Raw genomic sequence first — 23,562 nt, forward strand, 5'->3', positions numbered from 1 at the left:
GTCATCACATCGACGGAACGACCGTCGCCTTCAGCATGATGATCTGGAACGTCTTCGCCTTGTTCCAGCTACCCGTGATGCCGGCGATGCCAGTGTTCGTCGTACTGTCGGCCTGGTCGGTGATCGCGCCATAGAGCACGATGGTCTGCCCGTCCGACAGTGCGATCGTCTGGTCGTCCTTCGTGCCGATCGTGTGTGCCAGCTGGATCTGCTGCTGGGTCTGACCAGACCCGGCGCCCGCGCTCGTGAACGGACCGTTGAGTTTCGAGCTATCCGCCCAGTACGCGAGGACGATCTGGTTGTGATCGTTGACCGCAGGCAGGACGTTCACGAAATCGCCCGTCGTGATCGTGCCCGGCGTCAGGCCCGGCACACCGCCGGACGTCGCCGTCAGTGAGCCGGACGACGGCGTGGTCGAGCGCAGGTAGTCGTCGCTCTTGAACGACGCCACCGACACCGGCAGGCCGTTGAGCGTCATTTTGGTCATCGTGTTGTCCTGGACCGTGCGACCGTACTGGTTCAGCGCATTGACGACCGCATTGGTGCCGGAGAACGGCGCATCGGGACGCAACACCGACACTCCGACTGAGCCGCCACCCGTGGCAAGCGAGGTCGGCGACGTGAAGCTGATTGCATAGCGCGCGAGGCCGGCGTGCATCGCGTTGAACACAACGTCCGCGTTCATGCCCGCCTGGCTGCCCCTGTTCAGCGCAATCTGGATCGTGCGGACCGTGATGGCCACCTGACGCGTCGAAATCGCGTTCTCGTGCTTGAGCAGCTTGCCGATGTTGTCCGCTGCTTCCTTCGTGTCGTACACCATCACTAGTCGGCTCTGCGGGTTCACGCTCACGCGACCCATGGGCGACTTCAACTTGTCGATTTCCGCCGTGATCGCCGCGATCTGATCGAAGTCGCCTTCGCGGCCGGTCGACGTCTGCGCCGAGAACGATCCCGTATTGCCGCCCGAGCTGCCACCGCCGCCGCTGCCCGACTGATTGCCGGTCGACGTGTCCATGCCCTTGCTCATCGTCGATTTGATCGACACCTTGCCCGGAATCGCCGCGATCTGGTACATGCGCGTGACGAACCGATTCACGTTGATCGTGCTGCCGTCGAAGGACCAATCGAGGCCGAGATCGGTCGTCATGTTCTTCATGTACATCCCGGCTCGACCGGTAAACGCCTGCCGGTAGATCGGCTCCTCGGACCGCGCGGCGCTGTTCTGGCCTTTCGACTCGGTTTGCCCCGGCACCAGCGAATCGCGCGGCACGAACACGTCCGGGCTCAGGTGCACGGGATAGCCGGTCGCGGTGGAAATTAGCGTGGCGGTCTGCTTGATACCGAGGTTCGCCGGAAGGGTGACCGTCTTGTCGCGGAACACCGCAGGCAGCGTCGCCTCATAGGCGAGCGGCACCAGCCGGTCACCGAGGAAAGCGGTCGGCACGTCCTCGACGAGCGCCATCGGCGTCGGACCTTTCCCGAGCGCATCTGAGATCGTGCGATGTGCGGCGTCGTAGCTGTCGTTGACGTCCTGCTGCGTCACCGCGCAGCCGGCGGCCATCAGGGCGGCTGCGATCGCGATCGTGGATTTCAAAAGGTGAACGCGCATGGTTCTCAGTCCTGGCAGTTGCCCGCGCGTGCGATCACGCGGATGACGTTGTTCGAATGGCGGCAAGCGCGCGTCGGCGTACGCATATGATTCGTCGCCTTCATCACCTGCTGTAGTACGGAGGTAAAGTCGCCCGTGAATGACGCGTTGAATTCAAGGGGCAAGTCGTCGTCGATCTTCCATGCCAGTTGCCACCCGTGCTGCTGCAGCCAGCGATCAAGCGCGTCGCGAAGATTGATGTCAGCCGGCGTCACGGAGAACGTGAGCGTGCCGCTCGCGGCGGGTGCACTGGCACCCGGCAACTCGACTGCAGCAACGTCGGTCGACGACGCTGGCGCACTCGTGCTCGCCGGCATCGCCTGCGCCGGTTTCGGGCTTTCGGCGGCCGCCGATGGTGCTTTCGGCGCCGATGCCAGTACCTGCCAGCCGTCCGCATCAATCGAGCTCGTCGCTGCTTGAGGTGCCGCAGTCACCGCGGCGCTGAGCGCGACCAGTGCTACAGCTACGATCGCGCGTGCTCGCGCCTGATTCGAATGTGTCTTCTGCATGGTTACCGACCCTGTTGCATAAAGCGGCGATAGATCGCGCTGGCGTAGACGAGCTGCTTGGACGGCGTCACCGCGTTATAGGCGCCGACCGCCTTCCAGTTCGGCCCGAAGCGGCGCACGTTCGACGCGAGGATCCACGCACCGACATACGCGCTCACGCAGCCATTGAAGAGGTGTTCGCGACGGATGCCATAGCGGGACAGCGTCGGCAGCCACGACGTGTTGATCTGCATGAGCCCGATGTCTTCGCTGCCGTTCGTGTTCCGATTCACGGCATTGGGCCGCATGCCCGACTCGTGTTGCGCGATGACGCGCAGTAGCCGTGGATTGACGCGATGAAATGCGGCCGCGTCATCCAGGCAATCTGCGCGCGCCGGCACCGCGGCGACCACCATCACGGCGGCGGCGATCGAGACGATGTGCTTCACGAAGTTGGCCCTCCGCTCGCCTGCAGCGTTGCGTCCGGCGTTTCGCGATAGATGACTTCCTTGCGGCGCTTGACGTGGATCGTGTTGCCGTCGGCCGTCACGGTGAACTGATCGGACGTGCCCTCGAACATGAAGTAGCGCCCCTTCTGCTCGCCGATGCCCAGGTTCCGCACATCCGTCACGCCGACCCGCACGACCGTTTCCGCGAACTTGAAGTACGTGCGGCCCTCGCGATCGAACACGGCTTCGAGCTTTGTCGGGTTCGGCTGATCGAAGTCGTAGACCGTCTTCGCGTCGCGCGTCACCTCGACGCGGCTTGTCGCGTCGGCCACGGTGAAACGTTCCGCGCGGTCGATCGTCATCACGCTCTTGATCTCATCCCAGCTGGTGCGCAACGCCTTCCCATCCGGCGTCGTGAACGTGACGGTCTTTGCCGGTTTCGCCGTAAAGCGGATCTGCATATGCGTGTCGTCGCCATCACGTATCGCCTGCGCGCCAAAGCGCTCGGCCAGCCGGGACACCGGTGCAGGCTCCGCGGTGACACGCGCGACGACGCTGTTCAAACCGGCCTCGTCGGCATCGCGGCCGGACGACGCATAGTTCAGTGCGGCGGACTTCGGCGGATCGCGATGCAACCGCACATGCCGCCCGCCGAAATCGACGTCCGCATACAGCCCGGTTTGCGTCATCAAGCGATCGAGCGCCTGCATCCAGTTTTCGCCATCACGCGTGGCGAATAACTCCGAAGTCGTCAGGTCGACGTCCTTCTGCGCCGACCCCGTCCACCCCTGCGGAACGAGCGATTTGACGACGTTGCCGACCGGCATCGATGCATGAAGCGCGCGAACCGGCGCGAGCGCGGAGCGCGTGCCGATCAGCACCAGTCGGTTCGTGAAGCCATCGAATCCAGCCGGTTGATCGTCCTTCATTGCAGCGAGTGCGCCGGTGCCGCCGATGAACGTGTTCGCCTTCTTCCATCGAGCCGTGGCCGAATGGGCACCGACTTTGTACGTGATCGACGCCGGTGTGCCTTCGACGACGACATACGGACCTTCGGTATGGCCGCCTTCGGCGACAATGACTTGTCCCGCGCGAGGCTGGATGTAGGTCTTCGCGCCATCGTTGAAGATCAGCGCTGGCCGCTCGGAGATGCTGCCGAGGATGTCGTAGTCGAAATCGAACGGGTCCGTGTTCGCCGCCGATGCGGCCGCGCACACGATCGCCGACGCGGCGCACGCGAGAATCTTGGTCGTGTGCATCACAGGCCTGCCTCGATCAGGGAAAGGTGTCGAACGAACCGCGTGAGGTACGAACGACCGGGATTGGGATTCGCGCTGTGGTAGTAGGCGATCGCCTTCGCGACCGAGTCGGTTCGCGCAAAGTTGTCGGTGAGGATCGCTTCGGCTACCGCAACGTTGGACGCGGGTGCGAGGGCGTCCCACGCCGACGCGAAGCGCTTGCCGTGATACCGCCAGTTCACCTGCATGAGGCCGACATCGAAATCCGACCGCCCGCGAGCGAGCAGCGCCTCGACCGCCTTGTAGGCTTCCTCGCGTGACGCGAAGAAGAAGCCCTGACCCGCGACGTTCAACGTCCACGGCCACGCGCGGCCACGGTAGTTCGATTCGTTCAGGGCGATACCGGCGAGGATCTTCGGATCGACGTTGGTGTGCAGCAGCTCGAACGGGACGACCGCCCGGGAGCACGCCCATCCACCTCGCCGCTCGGCGAGGGCCGCCTGCGCGCCGTCATCCAGCACGAGTGGCTGCAGCCAGCCCCGGTCGATGAACAGGTCGTCGAGGGCGACGTCACGCCCGTCGATCGAGACAGTGATACCGGCTTCACGTGAGCTGCGCACGGTCTGGCCAATCAGCGGCGACGCCCACTCGATGAAAGCGTCGAGGCCGCAGTAATAGACCGGCTTGCCCGGCAGCATCGCGACCTGGCGCGTCGCGCCGTCTTGAATCACGATGCTCACCGGGCTGATCACCCGCGCGATCACGGCCGACTGAGCATAGGTGCTCGCCAACGCGATCGCCGCAAAGAGAGCCATGCGCTTGATCATCGCGACCCCCGGTACGGCTCGAGCACCATGTCGCGATTGATCTTCATCATGAAGTGCCGTTCACCCGGCTTCGAGGTGATGGTCGGTGGGATGTTTTTGTAGCGGTCGAGCACCGACTGCGCCGTTTGCGCCGCGATCTGACCAGCCGTGCCGCCTACTTGAGTGACACCAAGCGGGCCCGTCGTCGTGCTCTGATCGCTATTGCTGAACGTGCGAACCAGAATCGCCGTCAAGAACGAGGTCGAGTAGATCTTCAGGAAGTGGTTGTTCACGTCACCACTGAAGCCGGCCGTGCCATCACCGTTAGCACCTTGCGCGCCGTACAGCGGGACGTGTTTGCCGTTCGGCAGACGCATCTCCGCGCCGGCGACGAGAATCGACTCCTGCCCCGGCTGAATGTCCGAGCTGTAGGGCGCAACGATCGTGGTGCCCCACGGAATCACCAGGCAACGCCCATCGCCATTGTTCGCGTACACGTCGCTTTCGACGATCAGCGATGCGGTGCCGGGACGATCCGAGTTGAACGCCTCGTTCGAGAGAACCGGGATCTTCGCCGGCGGCGACAGCGTGCAGCCGTGCGACTGGCCAACAAAGCCGGTTCGCGCAAAGTCTTTGTCGCCCTCGCTCAGCTGCGCGACGTCGCGCATGAACGCGTTGTCGCGCTGTTGAGTCGTCATCGGTCCGGCAGCCTGGCCGCCGCGCGAAGCAAGTGCAGCAGCCTGCGCCATCGCTTCTTTCGTTGCTGCGTCTTGAGCGGCCGCCTGCTGGAGCAGCATCTGTTGCGGCGAGATGATGCCGTTCGGCAATTGCGGCTGCTGCGGCTGGGCGTCCTTCACCTTGACACCCGGGCGGAAGATCGGCGAGACATAGATCGTGTCCTGGTCATTCGCCGCTTTGAGCTCGCCGGTGCTTGCGCTCGGCAGGACCGCGTCCGCCGACAAGGTCGGCTTCTTCGCATTCGTGGCAGCAGCGGCGCTTGCGGCCGCTGCTGCTTCCGCAGCGCGCCGACGGGCTTCGGCCTGTTGTTGCTCGATGATCTTGTCGACGTCAGCTCTGTCAGCGTTGCTTTTGTCGACCGCTTCGGCCGCTCGTTCACGCTTTGCCTTCAGCGCTTCTGCCTCTGCCTTGTTGGCTTCGAGCGTCTGCGTGTAGAAGCCCAGCGAGCCGATTGCAACGGCGGCAATCGCGCCGATGGCAATCATGACGTTGCGCGGCACCTTGCCCTTGAACAAGGCTTTCTCTTCGGGGCTGCTCGGGTCGATCTGTTTTGCCATGCCGACCTCAGAACCCGAACAAACCGCGGCGGCCGCGAGTGATCGTGACTTCCTCGCCCGGTCGCGTGAGCTTCACTTCATCTGCCAATCGCTGGATGACGATGTACGGGCCGCGGCGGATAAAGTTCGGGCTGACGATGTCGCCGCCGTCCTTGATGGTCGGCACGGCGAACGGCGTGCGCGGCGGCATCCTGATCCAGATGAACGTACCATCGTCGAAAACCGTCTCCGGTTTGAGCGAGCTCGTGCCGGACACGGTGTATTCGAAGTTCAGCTTGTCGGGCGGAACGCCAATCGGCCCGGAATCGGATTGACCAGCGTGGTCCGCATCGCGATCGTCGTCGGGAGCGTTTCCGCGCGTGCGCACCTTCGCCATCAGCGAATTCGGGTAGTTGAAGCGCACGTTCTGGTAGAACAGCCCGCCAAGCGGCGACGAGACGAGCGTCAGCTCGTACTCGCGCTTGTTCGTGCTCAGGTGCAGCGTGTTGACGAGGCCGGGCTTCGTCGGCTTGACGTACACGTGGTTTGCACCGTCCGTGTCGATGACCCATTGCACCGAGTCACCCATTGCCGGCTCGCTGATCAGGCTCTCGCCGCGCTCCAGTTCAATCGTCGTGAGTTTCAGCGGTGCCGTCATCACGCGGTAGATTTGGTCGCGGCTATACGGGAACACCGCCATGCGTGCGTCGCCGGGCATCGTGATGGGATCGGCGCCAGAGTTGTACGGGTTCACCGGGCTCATCGCGTCGCCGATGATGCTGCCGACATCAAACCCCGGGATCGGCGAGACAGGACTCGCGGCAGTCTTTGCGGCGAACGCATTGGCCGACGCCGCGATCAACGCGAGCGCGCCCCAAGTCAGGAGGGAACGTGGTCGTTTCATGCGCCGGTTTTTTGGAGAGTGAAGAACGGGTAATAGAGACCGTACGGATTCGTGCCGAGTACGTCCTCTGCGGTCGGAGGAATGATCTGGTAGCGCATCGTCAGCGCGAAGCGGACATCGACGGGCTTGTCGGTGGGCGATTGCCGGGTCGAGGTCGTAAATTCGACGACGACGGTTGAATCCTCCAGCAGCGAGACGTTGGTGACCTTCGGCTCGCGGACCAGCTTCGGATTGGTCGTGATCTGGTCGAACGGCTTGTCCTCGCTGATCCACGACGCGAACTGGTTCTTCGCGTTGCCGACCATCTTGGCTTTGACGGCGTTGATGTTCTTGGCGAGGCGTGAAGTTCGAATGTCGTCGGTAAGGACCGGCTCGATCGTGAACCAGTGCTCGACATCCTGTTTGATCGCCGTACGTTTCGCCTGGTCATCCGGGTTGTACGCGGCCAGTTGCTTGACCAGCGGATTACCGCCGGCATCCGACGAGACACCATAGGCCCGCACAACCGACGGCGGCGGTTGCCGCGTGTACACCGCGCCACCTGCGATGATCGCGAGGACGAAGCAGAAGGTCTTCCAGTGATTGGCTTCGATCCGCAGACGCGTCCCCTGGTCGAAGATGATCTTTTCGGGATCGTCGTTCGAGTAGTGGCCGGGCGCCGGCGACAGGGCGACCTGCTTCTTGCTACGGGGAAAGAGTCGGGGGAGTCGCATCACGGAGTTCCAATTGGGACGGATCAATTGGAACAGCCGAGGCGACAACGGCACTTGGGAAAAGAGCCGTCATTTCGGGGACCTTTTCGAGACGCCGAGAATCGCTGGCCATTGGTGCGACTGCGCGCAACCGGTTGAGGGACGTACGGCCAAAAGCCCTACGAAAATCGTGAGCTTTTGGGTCTTGCGTTTACGACTACATCGATAGAATTAGTGCGCCATCGTTGCACGCGTTGCACGCAGCACTCTGGTGGTGACGAGACGGCTGTCATTCGCAAATCATTGTTTTCGCACGATTCTCGACCCAGTCCGCGTTCGAGGAATCCTGATGCCCCCCTCAACCGGTTGAGGGGCATTTTTCAGAAACAACAACAATTGACGATCAACGATCGTCGACTCCTATGACCTGTTCCAATTCGTGTAATAGTTCGGCCGCTGAGAAAACAGGCATCCCGCGAGATCGCTTGGCCGCGATCGCGCGACATGAGGATCTTCGCGGGGCTGGCTCTCCACCCGTTGTGCTGGGCACGTTCTATCGGGAGCAGTTGGATCGGCAGCTTTGGCCGAGTCAAGCAACGATGGCCGCGAACTTCAACGTGTCGAAGGCCATTGTCACACGGTCTATCCACGCCTCTTTGCTTCCGCCCGAAGTGATCGCCTGTTTCGGCGGACCATGTCAAGTCTCATACCGGACAGCAGAAATCGCTACGAAGTTGATTCGGGAAGTTGGTAAGGACCTTGTCACGCGAAGAGCTCTAACGGTGCCGGCCAACATTGCTCCATCGAAAGTGATATCGATACTGTCTACGGGCGTAGTCCAAGCCGGGGACAGTGTCGAACTTCGATTGTCGCTAGGTGCAAACGGCAGGCATCTCAGAATCGATGCGCCTTATATCAACCTCGTGGTTCCCCATCTTCCCCTACTGCAAGATCTGCTGAACGCTCTCCTTCCGTCGGTCCTTCCGCGCAGACGCTGACGGTATTTGCCGATCGGGTGACAGATTCCGACCTCGAAGGAGTTGCCAGACGATCGGTGACATTATCCGACCTGGTGCTTTCGGCAGACTGCCAGAACGAAATAAGTCGCCGCAGCGCAATAGTGACTGTTTCCGACCTAAGGCCTGTCGAGAGGTGACATTTTCCGACCCGTGGCTACAGTTCCTAAAGGTGACGGATTCCGACCTGCCGGCTTACCGCGAATGGTGACATATTCCGACCTTCTGACTCTAGGCCTCAAAAGTGACGTTTTCCGACCCGACACGCCGCCCCAAAAGGTGACATCATCCGACCTGCACGCAGAACTGATGGTGACAAATTCCGACCCGTTTGGTGTTTTGAGAAGTGACATATTTCGACCTGAGGCCGAAGCTCTTCTCTCTTTCGCACGCTCGCATTTCGCGCCAACAGTGACATTTTCCGACCTAAGGCCGGGTCCTTTCTATGACTTTTTCCGACCCGCCGCGATGGTTTCTCCGACGGTGAACCACCCAGGGTCAGCGGACTGGCCCTCATAGTTTGCAGTAACGGTGACGTTTTCCGACCCGGCAGTCCGACGCGTCACTGACACGGGGCCTATTCGGTCAAAGGTGAGTGAGTACTTAGTACCTCTGGGCTGGTGAGGTCGGAAAGCGTCACCTTTTGCGCTGGCAAACCCGTCTCTGCGGGCAATCGGATGCGGATTGGAGGTCCTGCAGGCGCATTGAGGTCGGGAAATGTCACTTTTCAGTGGTCCGGCGTGCGCTGGAGGTCGGTATGGGGGTGGGTTTTGTTGTATAGAAGCAACTTTCAAACGGTGCTTTTTGTAAGACAGTTTGTAGAACCGTTTGTAAAACCTTTTGTAAACGCTGTGCTCCGTCTCGCAGAGGCTTGTCAGCCAAGGCTCTGCGGGGCCTCACAGTCGAGAAACTGTGACGTTTACCGACCTGGCGGTGACGCAATCCGACCCTAAGTAGACACAAAGCGGGCCGGCGGTGACAAATTTCGACCGTTATCCACAACGGTGACTTGCACCCTGAGCATGTCACCTTATAATTGTGACACTCTCCGCTGAAGGTCACCTTTGTGAACAAAAAGGCAAAAAACCAGTCCGAGCCCGCTCAGGTCGAGATCGTTGAACTCGAACCTCTCCGGATCGAGCCGTTGGACGAACCTCCTCTGGACGGTGATGGCCGAGTGCGGGGGACTGTTGCCATGAGCCGAGCGCTGGTCAATGCCCAGCAAGGCCTGACCCTCAACGAGAAGCGAGTCATGATGGCGGCGCTGCGATGCATAGACAGCAAGAAGTCGCCGTACCTGCATGGTAAGGGTAACGGCTATGTGAGTGTTCGTGTTCGAGCCGACGAGTTCGCGGCCCTTGCAGCACTTGCTCCGCGGTCCGGCGAGAAACAGGCAACCGCTGCGTATGAGGGACTGAAGGAAGGCTGTGCGAGTCTTCAAAAGCGTCAATTGACGTATATGGATGGCCCGAGGAAGGTGGTACTGAATTGGGTGTGGAAGGCGGTTTATCACGAACGAGAAGGATGGGCAGAAGTTTCCTTCTCTCCGGATTTAACGCCCCATATCTTCATGTTGCAGCGGCGTTTCGTCTCGTATCAGCTTGAGTTTGCCCGAGGGCTACAGTCACTTTACTCGTGGCGGCTCCTCGAACTGTTGATGCGAGAGCGGGATCGGGGCAGGCTCCTGATCACGTTGGAAGATTTCCGGCACGTGCTTGAAATCCCGGCGACGTACCGCTTTGCCGACATCAAGCGTCGGGTGATTGAAACCGCTGTGAACGAGCTGAACGCAAAGGCGGATCTTGTAATTTCCTGGACACCGGTGAAGCTCGGCCGCGCGGTGAATTCGCTCGATTTCAAGTTTATCCAGAACCCGCAAAGCCGCCTAGCGCTGGACGGCGAGTTGCCCTTTGAAGAATCAAGTGTAGCGGCAACTGCCGGAAGCTGAAGCGCGACGGTCTCGCAGTAGTTCCGTCGCGCTACATTGCTTGTAGTACGGCACGGGATGAATGCCACTCTAGCTGTGTTGCCTACCCGGCGGACATACCTGGGTGTCGCACATCCCTACTTCAGTTGGTGGCCGTCTTCGGCAAGGAGCTTTTTGAAGGCCGCAACGTATGCCTCGGCTTTTTCGGCCGAACCTAGAGCGAGGTCCAGACGGACCTTCCCGTCGCCCCATTCCTTGATCGCACCGATCTCGGCCCCTTCAACGGTTGACACCTTGTACTGTCGCGAAAGGGACTTCCGTGGGGCCCGGCCATTCTCGAGACTTTCGCGTATAGCCTTCACCTTCTGAAACGGCAATTCCTCGTCACGAATGCGCTCGGCAAATGCCAAGGTGCGCTTCTCGTCCGATGCCTTGAGGAAGAGGGTGAGCTCGTAGCTAGTTGATAGGCCGAATTGTTTGGGATGCGAACCGATCACGTCCAGGACTGACTGCGGCAGATCCAGAAGCGCGAGAATTTTGCTGACCTTGGATTTGCCCTCCTCCACCAAGACCGCCAGCTCGTCATTCGATTTTGCATGACCCTGATCGAGAAGTTTCTTGTACCCGAGTGCGACGTCCAAAATTGTTTCCTGCTCGCGCTCGTTGTTTGCGGCTCGAGCAAGGCGGTAGAAATCTATCGGGTCCAGGCCTTCGAGAAGCTTCACATCCAACGTCTCGGAGCGATTCCGGAGCGCACCAAGCTTTCGGAACTGGCCGTCGATCAAGATTGCGCGATCCGGAAAGTCGGGGTGGCGTCCGGCAAGCACAGGGACGAGTTGGCCATCTCGGGCCATTGAGGCTGCGCGCGCGGCGATGAGCTCTTCTTTGTAGATAGTGCGACTGTTGAGCGGGTTATCGTCGATATGGCTTATTGGCATTGTTATATACCGCGCCTGCACCTTCCCTGCTTGCTCCAGACTTGCCAAATACGCTTCTGCAGCCGATCTTGTCGGGGCAGCGACATTCTCGTTGGGCTGATCCAATAGGCTGCTTCGGCCGCTCAATGCTTCATCAACGCGGTCGAACCTCGAAGGTGTCGCCGTCTCTCGCATTGTCTGGTCGCGCTTTACACCGGCATTAAGCGCCGCAGAGAAGTCTTTCTTGCTCATGCACGCACCTCCAGAACTTCAAGAATTTCGTCGACAAGATCATTCAGCTCTTTGTGGGCGGCCTTGGCCGAGCGGAGTTGAAGGACAGTAGCGCCAGATACCTCTGCTTCTTTGTACGCGGTGCGGAAGCCGAGCTTCGTTTTCAGCATGGGAAGCTCATCGTCACCAGCTGCAGCTTCAAAGATCTGCTTCACGATCGTGACGTTCTGGTTCATGTTTGCGAATGAACGAAGCTTGAGATCCGGGTTGCGGATCTGCGCCTCCACACCTAATTTTTTTGCCTCTTGAACCGCCCAGAGGTTACCGCCCGACGCTGCGATGGGAATCAGTCCCAGATCGGAAATAAGAAGGGCAACAGAGGGCGCAGCCGATTTAATGGCGGGCGGACAGTCGATGACAATAAAATCATAGTCATTCACGTACTTTGCAATCTCCCGATCCGGCCTGGGACTTAGCGCCAAGTTCGAAATAGCTGCCGGGTACGGTCGATCATCTGGGGCCGCGCCGACTGAGAGTGTCGCGGTGCCCTGCTCGTCCAAGTCGACGAGCATGGTTCGGTAGCCTCGCAGGCCGAAGGCACCCGCGATATTGGTCGAGGTCGTTGTTTTCCCCGACCCTCCTTTCTGGTTGAAGACGGCAATAATTTTCGCGGCCATGCGTTCTCCTTATGCACTCGGTGCTCGGACAGGAGCAGTTTCTACGTAGAAACTGCTCGCCAAGCGGGCTGTCAGGGATATTAGGATGCCACCCGAAAAACATCAAGAAAAACGACACGATTATGAGAAATTCTAGGTTCCGGTGCGACAGATCAACCGAAACTTGTAGAGTGGCGTGCTTCCCAGAAGTAGTTTCTACGTAGAAACTTGGGGTATCGCCAGCAGCACCTTGGCGGCTTAACAGTGCGGCGGACGGGTCGCGAATCGAACGCAAACGGGGCAATTGCCATTCTCTTGTGCGACCTCTTTGAATCGTGCGCAGTTTTTGACCTTACGTCCTAGCGCCGCAGTGGGCAGTTTCTACGTAGAAACTGCGGTCGCGTACGGCGGGCTCGAAGGCAACTTTTTGCGGTCGGTACCCTCGGAGCGGCGCATCGGAGCGTTCTTTTTGGATGCTCAGAAGACGTTCAGTTTCTATATTGAAACTGAGTCGACCAAGTAATTGCAGACGTCGAGATCAATCTTCAACGCGCGCGTACTGAGCGTGACGCCGGATGTTCGCAGATCTAGTTTCTACGTTGAAACTGCGGTCGATGCTGTCGGTGATGCCCCTCGGAGACGTCTAATCTGATGCTCGCGGGGGGCGTTCAGTTTCTACATGGAAATTGAACGGGCCAAGCAGCTACAGACATTGGTCAATCGACAAAGCTCGTATGCTGAGCGTGATAGCGAATGCTGGCAGATCCAGTTTCTACGTTGAAACTGCGACCAGCTTGCACGACGGAAGCAATCACGAACCGTTTCACCGGCGGAGAGGATGGAACGCCGACTGATATCTCGTCGTTTTCGGATTGTGGGATCCAAAGCTTCGATTTTTTCCTTATATACTGACTTTACGCTACGCGCCCGCGGATGGCCGCAGCGTACGCTCCGTCGCAATGTCCAGGATTATCTGCGGGATCATTGGCCTGTAAGGACGGAAGTCGTAGATCATCTGGTAGTTCGATAACTCCCACGGAGTTAACGCCGACTTAATCTAGGAGAAGTCGAAGGTGGGTCGTCATCGTCACCGTTGATGATGTTTCGTCGGACACGTTCAGACTAGCGGTCAAAACAGCAATGTTGGCGTCGCAGATACTTCCGATTCTAGGGCGATTCGCCATCTCGATTTTGATGACCCGGGCCGCGCTAAGCTGTAGCTAATCTAAGGAAGGTCTCGGCCTCTCGGTATTGGCGGCCAAGCTCCGCAGTCGCGTAGATCGATGTGGTGTCGAGCGAATCGTGACCGGCAAAATTTCGCGCGCTCTCGAGGCTCATGCCATTGGCCAGCGCATGCGACACGAACGTGTGTCGCAGCCAGTGCGGACTGGCTGCGCTGAAAGCGCGTGCGTGTGGCGAGTCCTCACGTAGTGCCGCGGCCGTTGCCATCGCAAAAAACTGCCTAACCGCCTTATAAAGTTGAATCGGATGGATCGGGCCGGTTTGCCGCGCGCGCGCGGCAAGCTCAGGCGCCGGATCGGTCTTGCTGGCCTTCGCCGCGCGCCGGATCCGGCCGATCTCGGCATTCGACAGCAGCGCCGGGATCAACGGAGTGGCGGCAGGGCAGGCGAGGGGGTCGCGCGGCAGGTCGCGGGATTCCAGATAGTCGCCCATCAAGTCCAACACCGCCGGCACCAGCGGCACGAAGCGTTCCTTTGCGCGCTTGCCGACCACGCGCAGCAACCGGATCGTCCCCAATTCCGGCCCGGCGTAGCGCTCCTGCACATCGTCCGTGAAGGCGCCGCATAACTCGGCGCGCCGCAGCCCCGTGCTGTACGCGAAGCTCAGCACGAAGCGCATGCGCGTTGCCGCGGCCGTGTCCGGCATCGCGTCGAGCACGCGCATGGCGAAGCGCCAAGCGTCGGATGTCAAGCCGCGCTCGATCTGCAGGCGCGATTTCGCGGCAACGCGTCGTTCGTTGCCGGCGGCGTCGTGCGTCGACCCGGTGAACACGCGAACCTTCGCGAACGCGTTGTGATCCAGGTACTGCGCGTCGACCAGCTCACCGAAGAATTTCTTGAGCGCGGACAGCGCGTCCTGCCGGCTCTTGACCGATAACGGCCCGCGGAACGGCCGCCAGCCCAGATCACCGCGATGCGCGGTGCCGGTCATGACCCATTGGTTCGCCGGCTGCGGATCGGTCAGGAAGCCGTTGATGTAGTCGCGCGCATCGTCGGTGTCGAGGCTCGACAGCGCCTTGCGTTTCACGAAGATCGCCCAGAGCAGCAGCCGCTCGGCTTCGGTGCGGTAGCGCTGGCGCGTATGCGGATTCTCGTAGTCGGCAAGCCAGAAATCGATCGCCTCGCGGTCGTTGTTGGCGCGGCTGTTGTTTTTGACCAGATTGCGGTGTGCGCCGTGCGAGCCGTCCAGCTCGGGCGGCAGCAAGAAGCGCTCGAGCGGCACGATCGCGGTGACGGGACCGGCCGCGGTGAGCCGTGGGGCCGGCAGGGTGGATTCTGACGGGTGGGTGTGCACGCCCGGGCCGAGCTGCAGGCCGGCGACGTCGCCGTAGTGGGCGAGCCACGTGGTGATGCGGCGCGCGCCGACTTCGCCCAAGCGCGGCACGCGTCGGTACCAGCGGTAGCCGAGCGCGTTGATCGTCTCAACCAGCTTGCCGATCGTGGTGAGCCCGACGTCGGCCAGACGGAGCGCGACGGCGGTGTCGAACCAGCCGAGCACGTGGTGCTCGGGACGCGGATCCTCCACCACCAGCCGTGTGAGCGCCTCGAGCGCCGTCATCTGCCGCGCGCGCAGGCGGGCGTTGCGCTGCTGCCGACGCAGGGTCGCGCCGGCGTCAGTGCCCGTGCCGGCATGCCGGACGGCGAACAGGTCGAGCAGCTCTTTCTCGGTATAGAAGCCGTCCGGATCGTGCTCGGCGGCGAAGTCCTCCAGCGACGGCACGGCCTGCGCTGGGGCGTCGGCCGCAGGCAACGCGGCGAGCACGGCCGGTCGAATCGCGAGCAGGCGCGCGGTCGCAAAATCCTGCCGCTTGCGGGCCGCGGCGACGAAGGCGGTCACCAGCCAGGTGCGCGTAGCGGCCGCCTTGCGCGCGTCGCGGCCGAATTCGAGATACTGATCGGCCAGCTCGGCGAGATCCAGTCCTTCCAGATAGCCACGGAAGAAGGCGAGGTGCTGCAGGCCGATCCGGCGCTCGGCGGCGGCATCGCGGCGGGCCGCGCGCGAGCGCGACTTGCGGCGCGCGGCCGGCGTGGTCGCGCGGCGCGGCGTGGCCGGTAGCTCGCGGAACTCGACATCAAGCACATTTGGATCGTCGGCGGTCGTCATGGATGGCTGCGAGGGAATACGGAAACTGTGTTGTTTGATACGTGTCCTGCGGCGCAGCGGCGTCTGCTCGCCTTTGATTTCGTCGGAGGCGGACGGACGGCGAGGGCAGCACCGCATCCCGGGCGGTCGTCGACCGGCCGGCGGGCCTTGCCGGCCAAGCGCGAGCGCCGAGTTCGCTCAGAAAAGGGGCGAATCGGCCAATAAAGTGAAGGGTAACATAGTAGCAGCTATGTTACCCTTCACTTCGGGACTATGGTCGATCAAGGGAACGAATCGCCGATTTGCCGGCTTCGGCTGCTCTGGTAGCGCCACGCCCGTGCCGATCGGCGCGGGCGACATCGCGACATTGCGGCAGTCGCATCTCGGGTTTCTGGACGCGGATCCGGCATCGCATTGCGTCGACGTCGCAGGGCCGAAGCTCGCGTGCTGTTGCACCGGCCCCAAAAACCGCGGTATCGTCCTAGTTGCGCTAGTGCTGCGCGTGTCTGTCCATACAGACGAACCCTCGCGGGATGCACGGATTGGTGACCGGTTTGTCGTTTGGGTCCACCCCACGTCAGACCAACTCTCAACGTACCGGAAGGCATGCCTATGTGGCCTGCCAAGGACAAAAAATGGCACTCTCTCTGATTCGCGGTCTTACCGCGTCGGTTTACCGCAACCTCGCTTCGCTCAAGCGTGATGCCAAGCGCCTCCAAAAGCACTCCCAGCAGGTCTTTGGGTCTGCGTACCCGCTGTCGACCTGCCAGCACGCGATCGCCGTGTCTCGCGGCTTTAAGTCATTTGCCGATATCGAACGGCTTGGGGCTAGGCTCGGGTTGGCGCGTAACGATCCATTTTGGACGATCCATAGTCGCAATGATTCGCATCAGCAGGTACTGGAAGCTCTTTACCGGCTTGAGCTCGAAGTCTCCGAGATGGGGCCAGTTGTTTTCTTGGGCGAGCAGGACCATGCGATTCTTCCGGCGCTCGTGCTTTTCTTTGAAGAGATGAGTCACAAGAAAGTACCGAGCTTGCTCTTGGTCGAGACCGAGGCGCAATGCGTCCAAGATACGGTCATCGCGGCAGCGATCGCCGAGCTGGGTCTGGAAGAGATGTTCGAGGGGTTTCGATCACTGGATTTGCGTGAGACTGCGCTGCCCGTGTCGCTTCACACGAACGAGCGATACTGGGTAGGCTCGATTGTCTCGGCACTTTCGAAGAGTGTTCAAACACATCTGACTTCCGGCTGGGATCAGCGCGTGGAGCACCGCGCCCGGGACGATGCGGAGTCCCGCCATCAGCTTTTTGGCACTGACGACTTTCGCACTATCCCGTTTTTCTCCGTCAGGACGGGCGTGGCGGTGGTCAACAGTATGTCGCGTCGGCGGAGCTGGAACAGGGGCGACTGCGATGCATCGGACGCGGGAGGCAACAACGAAGCGCTGGAGCAAGTGGCGAGACTCGTCGAGCAGCTTGACGCTCGAGAATTCAGCGCGGGTGTGAGTGTCGAGCACGAGAGCCTTCGCCGGCCATACGTGGCGCTGTTTTCTCGCGACGATCCAGCCAGTGTCGTGCTCGCCGGCGCGTTGCACTCGTTGTTCTCCGAACGCTACGCCAAGCGTGAACTGCGTGACCGTCGTCCGTCCATCCTCTACGTATCGGATCGTGCCGTACCATACGCGCCAGCCTGCTTGAGCTTTGGTAACCACGCGATGGTCGTCAACGGCTTGTCGGAGGTGCCGACGGGAGATGGTGACGGCGAGTTTTATGGATATAAGAATGCATTGAAGGTTCGGGCCAACTTCGAAGGCGTGCAGTTTATGGGTACGCGAGTGCCCGTTCCGTCAGTTTCTATTCCCAGGCGCTAGCTCGGCACGCCGTCATTGCAACGCGCTGACGACGCATTTGACCGGCGCGTCGACGATCTGCTGGAAGCGCCCGCTGACCGCCGAGCAAGACCTACTGTACGTCGGAGAGTGGGGCCCGGGCGGAGGTTGCGGGGCGAGCGCCGGCGGTGGCGAGGCCCGGCAAGGCAGGCGTGGTCCGGCGCGGTACGTGATCGCGCGGAGCCACACGATTGCCTACCTAGGTGTCGCTCGCCCGGTCAAGTAGGAGCGCGGCGGGCAGCAGCATCCCGTTTTAGCGAATCCGCGCGATCGCTGGAACCACATCGACGCGGAACCTTGCTGCGTTGGTTGTCCAGTGTTGGTAGCCGTGGACATGCAAAGATCGTCGTTACGACTCGATTTGTGCGAAACGGCAACTCCGACCGTAGAAAGTGACGGAACAAGAGCGCTTCAGCGACGGGGGTAGCACAAACAGGAGCGCCACTTGGTCGGCGATCGTGCGCGACTTAGGGTAGGGCCAGACCAGGTACCTACTGCTCGCGTGCAGGATACTGGACTGGATCAGCGCCAGCGGTTGCTGGTCTACGTGCCCACTTTGGCGGACGGCATTTCGTCCGACTGCGCGCCCATCCCGGAGTGACGACGAAGCCGTGCTGCACGGGTTGCACTACCCCGAAAACGGCGCGAGAATGCCTTGAAGTTTATCGGGAAAAACTCATAATTAGGAGCAAGGGGCCGTGCCGTGCTACCAGGACGACTACCACGCCGGCGCACTGCAGGATTTCGCGCGGCGGCAGCAAGCGGGGCATTTCCACGCGTTGGGTCAATTGCTGGCATTGATCGACGAAGTGATTGAACACGGATTGTCATCGGGCGAGACCCCGGCGGATCCGATTGCTGTGCCCGACGGTTACGGTCTATACGAGCGTTGCGCGCCGCGGATGTTTGGTGTGTTTTCCATTGTTCGTGCACCGGCACCGGGCCAGTTGCCAGTGCTGCGGCTGCTGGCTGTGGACACATCGGCAGCTGCGGCGCGGGCAGCCGCTGCAGCGCGCGTATGAAGGAGAGGCAAGACATGGGCAAACTCACGGAACTCCGTCAGGAATTGATGGGAATCCCCGCGTTCAAGGCGGGATATGAGCAACAGGCGCAGTTGGTCCGCATCGGACGAATGATGCGTGACGCTCGGGAAAGTCAAGGCTTGACCCAGGCGCAGCTGGCCGAACGGCTGGAAATCGCTCAGTCCGAGATCAGCCGGCTGGAAAAGGGCGAAGGGGTCAAAGGGCCGACATTCGATCGGATCGTCGCGGTCGCGCATGCGCTTGGGCTGCAACTGGTGGTGGGATTTTCGGATGAAGTTCCGCCGGCCGTGTCGGCCTCGACCCGAGTCGAGCAAAGTGCGTCAGCGACGCTGCACCCAAAGCGCGCGCCGCGATTTGCCCGATATAAGCGGGCGCGTCCGGCACGTGCGACAGCTAGTGTCGTGGCCCAAGATGAGGGCGAGGCCCTGTGGAGCTTATTTTGACGCACACCCAATGGGTACACGTCGTCGAGTACGGTGCTGAAGTGCTCACGCTGCTTAGCGTGTTGTTGATCTGGTGGCCGGCTTTCAAAGTTAGCCGTGCGCTGCTGGCCGCACGCGACCTTGCAGCCTTGGCGCGCCGTACCGGCTCGCCCACCATTGCGCGGCTCGCAGGCGAGTTGGAGGCCAATGCCCGAAGCGTACCGGCCGAGTTTAGCGCAACCGACTACCGGATGTTGATCGGCGGATTTGCCTGCGGCGCATTGTCTTCACTGCTCAAGCTCTTCTACCTGATCCCGGCTTCGCACTCATAGTCATCCGGACGAATCCAGTCGTGGCCGGGTTTATCTTTCACGGCCTTCAATGCCGCTAATCATGTAGGGTCGAATTCGACGGCTGCAATATAGCGTTTAGCCGGGAATTTCGGGCGGATACTGGGCGGCCGCACGGATGTGTCCGCTCAGGCTGTTGAACTCAGTTCAGCATGTCAACCCGCTTAATGAGCCTCGCGATTTCTTGCTCACTTGATGAGATCACAACCTTTTCCCCCGGTCGTGGTCGACCTGAATCGTTACTTGCTTGAGGCGTAGAGCAAATTAATTCTGTCACTCCAGAATCCCTGCGGTTCAAGGCATGTGGCGTGTGAGTTGACGACATTATTGACGGTCTCGCCAAAATAAAGTCGTCAATTCGCATATGTCCGAATTAAATTTGTCTACATGAACGCCCCCCTTTGCGTCGGACTTTCGAGTCTCCGAAAAACAGGATGGGCTGCAGCTCTACATTCGGCCTTGTTGCAGCCTGATTCGCTGCGGGCCCCTATGAAATCGTATGCGGTCTTTTAACGACGCCCATCAGAGGTTGGGAGTGGCAGGCATGCTCCATGGCATGAGGGCGGCATAGTCGTCGGCGGTTGCGGCGAGCGGCAACCTGGTGAACAGCCAGACCAGATAGCGATACGGCTCGACGCCGTTCGCCTTGCACGTCTCGACGAGGGAGTACAGGTTGGCGCTGGCCTGCGCGCCAGCGACAGTATCGGAGAACAGCCAGCCCTTGCGGCCGACGACGAACGGCCGGATCGCGTTCTCGCACAGGTTGTTCGAGATCGGCCAGTTGCCGTTACCGACGTATCGGACCAGCTTGGGCCACTGTCCGCTCATGTACTGCAATGCCTTGCCGAGCAGACTCGACGGCACGACGCCCGGCAGATGCTCAACCAGCATGCGCTCGATGATGGCGAGCACGCGGGCGCTGTACCGAGCGCGCAGTCGTTGCCGACGTTCAGACTTCCACTTCGCGCTGCGCACCTCGGCCGCGAACAGCTTGCCGATCAGCACGACGAAGCGCGTGGCCAGCAGATCCGGCGAGCGTGCCGCCTTCGGCACCGACTCCTCGGCCTTGATGAAGCTGCGGCGCACGTGTGCCCAGCATCCGAGATGCACGAGCTGGTGATCGTGGGCGATTCCGTTGTAGAGCTCGTACCCGTCAGTCATCAGCACGGTGCCAGGCTGCACGCCAGCATAGAGCTTCTGCGCATGCTGGGCGCCGCGCCCCGGCGAGTACGAGAACATCCGTACTGGTGGCCCCGAGCCGTTGACCTGCGCCCACAGGTAACTCTTCGCCTGCGGCCTTCGTCCCGGTTCCTTCAGCACCTGGAACGTTGTCTCGTCGCCGTAGATCAGGTCCGACTCGAGCAGCGCGTCGCGCATCAGGTTGATCACCGGCTGCGTGGCCAGTCCCACCCGCACCACGCTGGCGGCCAGCGTGTTGGACGAGATGTCGCCGCCGAAGCGACGCAGCAGCGTGGCTTGGCGATACAGTGGCATACCGTACTGGTACTTGCCAGTGATGATCCACGCCAGCGCGGATTCCGTGAGCAACCCGCGCGGGATGATACGCGCTGGCGCCGGCGTGACCTTGATGCCGAGATCACAGCACGGGCACGCGTACTTGACGCGCTGGTGCTGAACGACGCGGACCTGCTCGGGAATCACGTCAAGCTGTTCGCTCGTCTCGACGCCGATCTCGACGAGAGCCTGGCCATCATGCGCGCAGAATCGTTCAGACTCGGGTAGTTCGTGCCGCACGACCTCGCGCGGCAAGTTCGGATCGAGTGGTTTGCGTCCGCGCTTGCCTCGCGTGTGGGCGGCGACAGACGTGCCGGGCGCGTCCTCGCGCGCGGGCGCATCGGTAGTGGTGGCCAATGCTTCAGCTTCGTTGAACAGGCCGAGTTGGTCGGCATGGCGCGCCTCGCTAGAGGCACCGAACAGTTCGTGCTTGTAGGCCCGCAGCTTCTCTTCGGCCAGATCGCGCTGGGCCGTCACGAGTCGAAGCTCACCGCGCAGCGCGTCGCGTTCGGCGCTCGCGGCAATCAGCGCTTCGTATTCCTCCGCGCTCAACATGACGGGGCTATTCGGCATGGCCGATTAGACCATGCCATCTGCGTAGTGTTCAGCTCATCCGCGCGTAATATCGCTGGGGATGCTTCTGGATCACGGCCAGGTCGATGCCGTCGAGCAGCCAGTGCAACTGCTCAGTGCTGAGCGTGATCGTGTCGCCGCCGTTCGGCCAGACGAAGCGGTCGGCTTCGAGTCGCTTGAGCAGCAACCAGAAGCCGTTGCCGCCCCAGCCGAGGATCTTGACTCGATCACGACGGCGGTTGCCGAAGACGAACAGCGCCGAGGTCATTGAGTTCAGGCGCATCGCCTGTTCGACCAGGATCGACAGCCCGTTGATGCCCATGCGGAAGTCGACGGGATCGCGATGCAGGTAGACCTTCAGCCCTTCGTCGAACCGGAACACGGCAGCCTCCCGAGCATCTGGATCACCGTGGCCAGCTCATCGACACTCGCCTCGCCGAGATCGAATTCGACACCATTGGACAAGCGCACATGTAACGAGAGCGCCATCAACGACGGGGCTGGTGGCAATACTGGGGAAGCGGCAGGCACAGTCGACGCAGTCGTGACGACAGGAACGAATGCTCGCGCTTCACTCATTGGAACCCGATGTGCAGTGCCCGGAATGTCGATCGATACGCCGTCGATCACCAGCGGGTCCGGCCTCGTCGGGGTTTGCAGCGTATGCTGCTGATGGCGCGAGATCCAGCGACGCAACTGGTTCGGATTAACGTCATGGTCCATGGCCGCCCGGGCGATCGATACCCCCGGCCTCAGGCAAAACTCGACCAGCTCCCGCACGGCATCTTCATCAAATTCCCGCCGGCCATCCCGTCTGCGGCCAACCACCAGTCTGCTTCGAAGGTCCTGTTTCTCTGTCATCACGGTCTGAGTGCATGTGTCCACGCGGACACTTAGCATCTGACCTTCTGCCTACCATTGGTAGGGCGTCGTTTATTGACGGCTTACGGTTGATGACACCGCAGCACGCCTGAACTCGCGAGGCGAGCGGTATTTCAGGGCTTTATGCGGGTGACACTCATTGTAGTGTTCAAACGCAATAGCCAGACGTGAGAGCGCCGTTGGTGCGTCAGGCTTGTCCATATAGGCGACGTAATTGTGCTTCATGGTCTTCACGAACGATTCGGCCATGCCATTGCTCTGGGGCGAACGCACCGGCGTGGTCAGCGGCTCAAGGCCCAGTTCTCGAGCGAAGCTGCGTGTGCGGTGGTCGATGTAGGCCGAGCCGTTGTCCGAGAGCCATTCAATGGGCTGCGCGGCCTGCGTGGCGCCGAAGCGCTGCTCGACGGCTGCCAGCATCACGTCGCGCACTACATCACCGCTATGTCCGCCGGTCGTCGCCGCCCAACTAATCGCCTCCCGGTCGCAGCAGTCCAGCGCGAACGTTACGCGCAGCGGCGTGCCGTCGTCGCACCGGAACTCAAAGCCATCGGAGCACCAGCGGGTGTTGCTTCGGTCCACAGCAACGCGACCGTCATGGCGCCGCTTGTCTCGCCGCACGCCGGGGCGGCGCAGCAGCAACTGGTGCTCACGCATAACCCGATACACGCGCTTGGCGTTGACGCACGGTGCGCCAGTCTGCTCTCGACTACGGCGCAGCAGCGCCCAGATACGCCGATAACCGTAGGTCGGCAGGTGCGCTACATGCCCCCGAATTTCCTCGACCAACCCGGTATCGTCAGTCGGGCGGACACGGCGGCCATCGCACCAGTCAGACGAACGAGTCCGCTTCACCACCACGGCAGAGCGCGCCACGCCGAGAACTTCGCAGACCGTCTTCATCGGTCGTCCCCTGGCAGCAAGGGCGAGCGCGCAATCAGGTTTTTTGACCGGCCCCAATCCACGGCTTCTTTCAGGATTTCGACCTCCAACGTCTTCTTCCCGAGTAGTCGTTGCAGTTCCTTGATTTCCTTGATGGCGGCGGCCAGCTCAGATGCGGGCACAACAGATTCACCTGCCTTCACCGCCGCCAGACTGCCTTCCTGGTATTGCTTGCGCCAGCCGAACACCTGGTTGGCGTTGACGCCGTGCCGGCGTGCTACGGCCGACACCGAAGCCCCCGGCTCCAGTGTTTCCTGCACGATGGCGATTTTTTCCTGCGCCGTGCGCCGACGACGGCGCTCCGGCTCGGTCAGAATTTCGATACTTTCCACGTAATGACTAGGCTTACTGATAGGCACAAGACTATCCCTTATTTTAA

At 61.2% G+C, this 23,562-nt stretch carries 20 protein-coding genes; 5 read left to right on the forward strand and 15 right to left on the reverse strand.

The genetic code is table 11. The annotated features are described in order from the left end of the window. Positions 1-4: 4 nt before the first annotated feature. The 8 genes from WS87_RS00080 to WS87_RS00115 are packed head-to-tail and all read right to left on the reverse strand — an operon-like array spanning position 5 to position 7,520. The gene (locus tag WS87_RS00080) at positions 5-1,609 is read right to left on the reverse strand and encodes a type II secretory pathway protein (protein ID WP_107937962.1); all 1,605 of its coding nucleotides are present in this window, start codon (positions 1,607-1,609) and stop codon (positions 5-7) included. Between the two features lie 5 nt (positions 1,610-1,614). Next, on the reverse strand, positions 1,615-2,157 hold the full coding sequence (locus tag WS87_RS00085; RefSeq protein ID WP_107937963.1) for a toxin co-regulated pilus biosynthesis Q family protein: 543 nt from the start codon (positions 2,155-2,157) through the stop codon (positions 1,615-1,617). Positions 2,158-2,159: 2 nt separating this feature from the next. Beyond that, complete coding sequence (locus tag WS87_RS00090) at positions 2,160-2,552, reverse strand: lytic transglycosylase domain-containing protein (protein WP_107938082.1); 393 nt, start codon at positions 2,550-2,552, stop codon at positions 2,160-2,162. 29 nt (positions 2,553-2,581) lie between these two features. Beyond that, positions 2,582-3,847, reverse strand: a complete 1,266-nt coding sequence (locus tag WS87_RS00095; protein WP_107937964.1) for a TrbG/VirB9 family P-type conjugative transfer protein — start codon at positions 3,845-3,847, stop codon at positions 2,582-2,584. Next, positions 3,844-4,650: a transglycosylase SLT domain-containing protein gene (locus tag WS87_RS00100; protein ID WP_107937965.1), complete on the reverse strand. Its 807-nt coding sequence runs from the start codon at positions 4,648-4,650 to the stop codon at positions 3,844-3,846. The genes WS87_RS00095 and WS87_RS00100 overlap by 4 nt, the downstream gene beginning before the upstream one ends. After that, positions 4,647-5,924, reverse strand: coding sequence for a TrbI/VirB10 family protein (locus WS87_RS00105; protein WP_107937966.1), 1,278 nt, complete (start codon positions 5,922-5,924; stop codon positions 4,647-4,649). Before WS87_RS00105 ends, WS87_RS00100 begins: the two co-directional genes overlap by 4 nt. A 7-nt stretch (positions 5,925-5,931) precedes the next feature. Next, entirely contained in the window at positions 5,932-6,807 is an 876-nt protein-coding gene (locus tag WS87_RS00110; RefSeq protein WP_107937967.1) for a TrbG/VirB9 family P-type conjugative transfer protein, read from the reverse strand. Then, complete coding sequence (locus WS87_RS00115) at positions 6,804-7,520, reverse strand: type IV secretion system protein (protein ID WP_096506415.1); 717 nt, start codon at positions 7,518-7,520, stop codon at positions 6,804-6,806. The genes WS87_RS00110 and WS87_RS00115 overlap by 4 nt, the downstream gene beginning before the upstream one ends. Positions 7,521-9,581: 2,061 nt before the next feature. Here WS87_RS00115 and WS87_RS00125 point away from each other — a divergent pair. Next, on the forward strand, positions 9,582-10,463 hold the full coding sequence (locus WS87_RS00125; protein ID WP_096506413.1) for a replication initiation protein: 882 nt from the start codon (positions 9,582-9,584) through the stop codon (positions 10,461-10,463). A gap of 116 nt (positions 10,464-10,579) precedes the next feature. On the opposite strand, the gene WS87_RS00130 is transcribed toward WS87_RS00125, so the two are convergent. From WS87_RS00130 to WS87_RS00140, 3 genes are all read right to left on the reverse strand, one after another. Further along, positions 10,580-11,611 (reverse strand): ParB/RepB/Spo0J family partition protein, encoded by a 1,032-nt coding sequence (locus WS87_RS00130; RefSeq protein ID WP_060320187.1) that lies wholly within the window; start codon positions 11,609-11,611, stop codon positions 10,580-10,582. Next, positions 11,608-12,267 (reverse strand): AAA family ATPase, encoded by a 660-nt coding sequence (locus tag WS87_RS00135; protein WP_107937969.1) that lies wholly within the window; start codon positions 12,265-12,267, stop codon positions 11,608-11,610. Before WS87_RS00135 ends, WS87_RS00130 begins: the two co-directional genes overlap by 4 nt. Positions 12,268-13,455: 1,188 nt before the next feature. Then, complete coding sequence (locus WS87_RS00140; RefSeq protein ID WP_107937970.1) at positions 13,456-15,591, reverse strand: phage integrase family protein; 2,136 nt, start codon at positions 15,589-15,591, stop codon at positions 13,456-13,458. A 614-nt stretch (positions 15,592-16,205) separates the two neighbouring features. On the opposite strand from WS87_RS00140, the gene WS87_RS00145 reads away from it, so the two are divergent. From WS87_RS00145 to WS87_RS00155, 4 genes are all read left to right on the forward strand, one after another. Next, a complete protein-coding gene (locus tag WS87_RS00145; RefSeq protein ID WP_107937971.1) occupies positions 16,206-17,441 on the forward strand; it encodes a hypothetical protein in 1,236 nt (411 codons plus the stop codon). A gap of 716 nt (positions 17,442-18,157) precedes the next feature. Further along, on the forward strand, positions 18,158-18,481 hold the full coding sequence (locus tag WS87_RS33400) for a hypothetical protein (RefSeq protein ID WP_159085601.1): 324 nt from the start codon (positions 18,158-18,160) through the stop codon (positions 18,479-18,481). A gap of 14 nt (positions 18,482-18,495) precedes the next feature. After that, positions 18,496-18,945 (forward strand): helix-turn-helix domain-containing protein, encoded by a 450-nt coding sequence (locus tag WS87_RS00150; protein WP_236873164.1) that lies wholly within the window; start codon positions 18,496-18,498, stop codon positions 18,943-18,945. Beyond that, positions 18,942-19,256, forward strand: coding sequence for a hypothetical protein (locus WS87_RS00155; protein WP_107937972.1), 315 nt, complete (start codon positions 18,942-18,944; stop codon positions 19,254-19,256). The genes WS87_RS00150 and WS87_RS00155 overlap by 4 nt, the downstream gene beginning before the upstream one ends. A 540-nt stretch (positions 19,257-19,796) precedes the next feature. Here WS87_RS00155 and tnpC read toward each other — a convergent pair. The 4 genes from tnpC to WS87_RS00180 form a co-directional block, all read right to left on the reverse strand. Beyond that, entirely contained in the window at positions 19,797-21,362 is a 1,566-nt protein-coding gene (gene tnpC, locus WS87_RS00165) for an IS66 family transposase (RefSeq protein ID WP_059820731.1), read from the reverse strand. Positions 21,363-21,393: 31 nt separating this feature from the next. Next, the gene (gene tnpB, locus WS87_RS00170) at positions 21,394-21,744 is read right to left on the reverse strand and encodes an IS66 family insertion sequence element accessory protein TnpB (RefSeq protein WP_059531434.1); all 351 of its coding nucleotides are present in this window, start codon (positions 21,742-21,744) and stop codon (positions 21,394-21,396) included. Beyond that, positions 21,720-22,262, reverse strand: coding sequence for a transposase (locus tag WS87_RS00175; protein WP_059531437.1), 543 nt, complete (start codon positions 22,260-22,262; stop codon positions 21,720-21,722). Before WS87_RS00175 ends, tnpB begins: the two co-directional genes overlap by 25 nt. Before the next feature lie 33 nt (positions 22,263-22,295). Then, a protein-coding gene (locus WS87_RS00180; RefSeq protein ID WP_179952332.1) for an IS3 family transposase occupies positions 22,296-23,506 on the reverse strand; the annotation gives its coding sequence in 2 pieces (ribosomal slippage) (positions 22,296-23,191 and positions 23,191-23,506; 1,212 coding nt in all). Between the last annotated feature and the right edge of the window lie 56 nt (positions 23,507-23,562).

Source organism: Burkholderia sp. MSMB0856, assembly GCF_001524645.2.
GTDB classification, from domain to species: domain Bacteria; phylum Pseudomonadota; class Gammaproteobacteria; order Burkholderiales; family Burkholderiaceae; genus Burkholderia; species Burkholderia diffusa.

Bases quoted from the DNA above. Each gene is read 5' to 3' on its own strand.
- WS87_RS00080 (WP_107937962.1), bottom strand. From the start codon at position 1,609: ATGCGCGTTCACCTTTTGAAATCCACGATCGCGATCGCAGCCGCCCTG.
- WS87_RS00085 (WP_107937963.1), bottom strand. From the start codon at position 2,157: ATGCAGAAGACACATTCGAATCAGGCGCGAGCACGCGCGATCGTAGCT.
- WS87_RS00090 (WP_107938082.1), bottom strand. From the start codon at position 2,552: ATGGTGGTCGCCGCGGTGCCGGCGCGCGCAGATTGCCTGGATGACGCG.
- WS87_RS00100 (WP_107937965.1), bottom strand. From the start codon at position 4,650: ATGATCAAGCGCATGGCTCTCTTTGCGGCGATCGCGTTGGCGAGCACC.
- WS87_RS00105 (WP_107937966.1), bottom strand. From the start codon at position 5,924: ATGGCAAAACAGATCGACCCGAGCAGCCCCGAAGAGAAAGCCTTGTTC.
- WS87_RS00110 (WP_107937967.1), bottom strand. From the start codon at position 6,807: ATGAAACGACCACGTTCCCTCCTGACTTGGGGCGCGCTCGCGTTGATC.
- WS87_RS00115 (WP_096506415.1), bottom strand. From the start codon at position 7,520: ATGCGACTCCCCCGACTCTTTCCCCGTAGCAAGAAGCAGGTCGCCCTG.
- WS87_RS00130 (WP_060320187.1), bottom strand. From the start codon at position 11,611: ATGAGCAAGAAAGACTTCTCTGCGGCGCTTAATGCCGGTGTAAAGCGC.
- WS87_RS00135 (WP_107937969.1), bottom strand. From the start codon at position 12,267: ATGGCCGCGAAAATTATTGCCGTCTTCAACCAGAAAGGAGGGTCGGGG.
- WS87_RS00140 (WP_107937970.1), bottom strand. From the start codon at position 15,591: ATGACGACCGCCGACGATCCAAATGTGCTTGATGTCGAGTTCCGCGAG.
- WS87_RS00145 (WP_107937971.1), top strand. From the start codon at position 16,206: ATGGCACTCTCTCTGATTCGCGGTCTTACCGCGTCGGTTTACCGCAAC.
- WS87_RS00150 (WP_236873164.1), top strand. From the start codon at position 18,496: ATGGGCAAACTCACGGAACTCCGTCAGGAATTGATGGGAATCCCCGCG.
- tnpC (WP_059820731.1), bottom strand. From the start codon at position 21,362: ATGCCGAATAGCCCCGTCATGTTGAGCGCGGAGGAATACGAAGCGCTG.
- WS87_RS00175 (WP_059531437.1), bottom strand. From the start codon at position 22,262: ATGCTAAGTGTCCGCGTGGACACATGCACTCAGACCGTGATGACAGAG.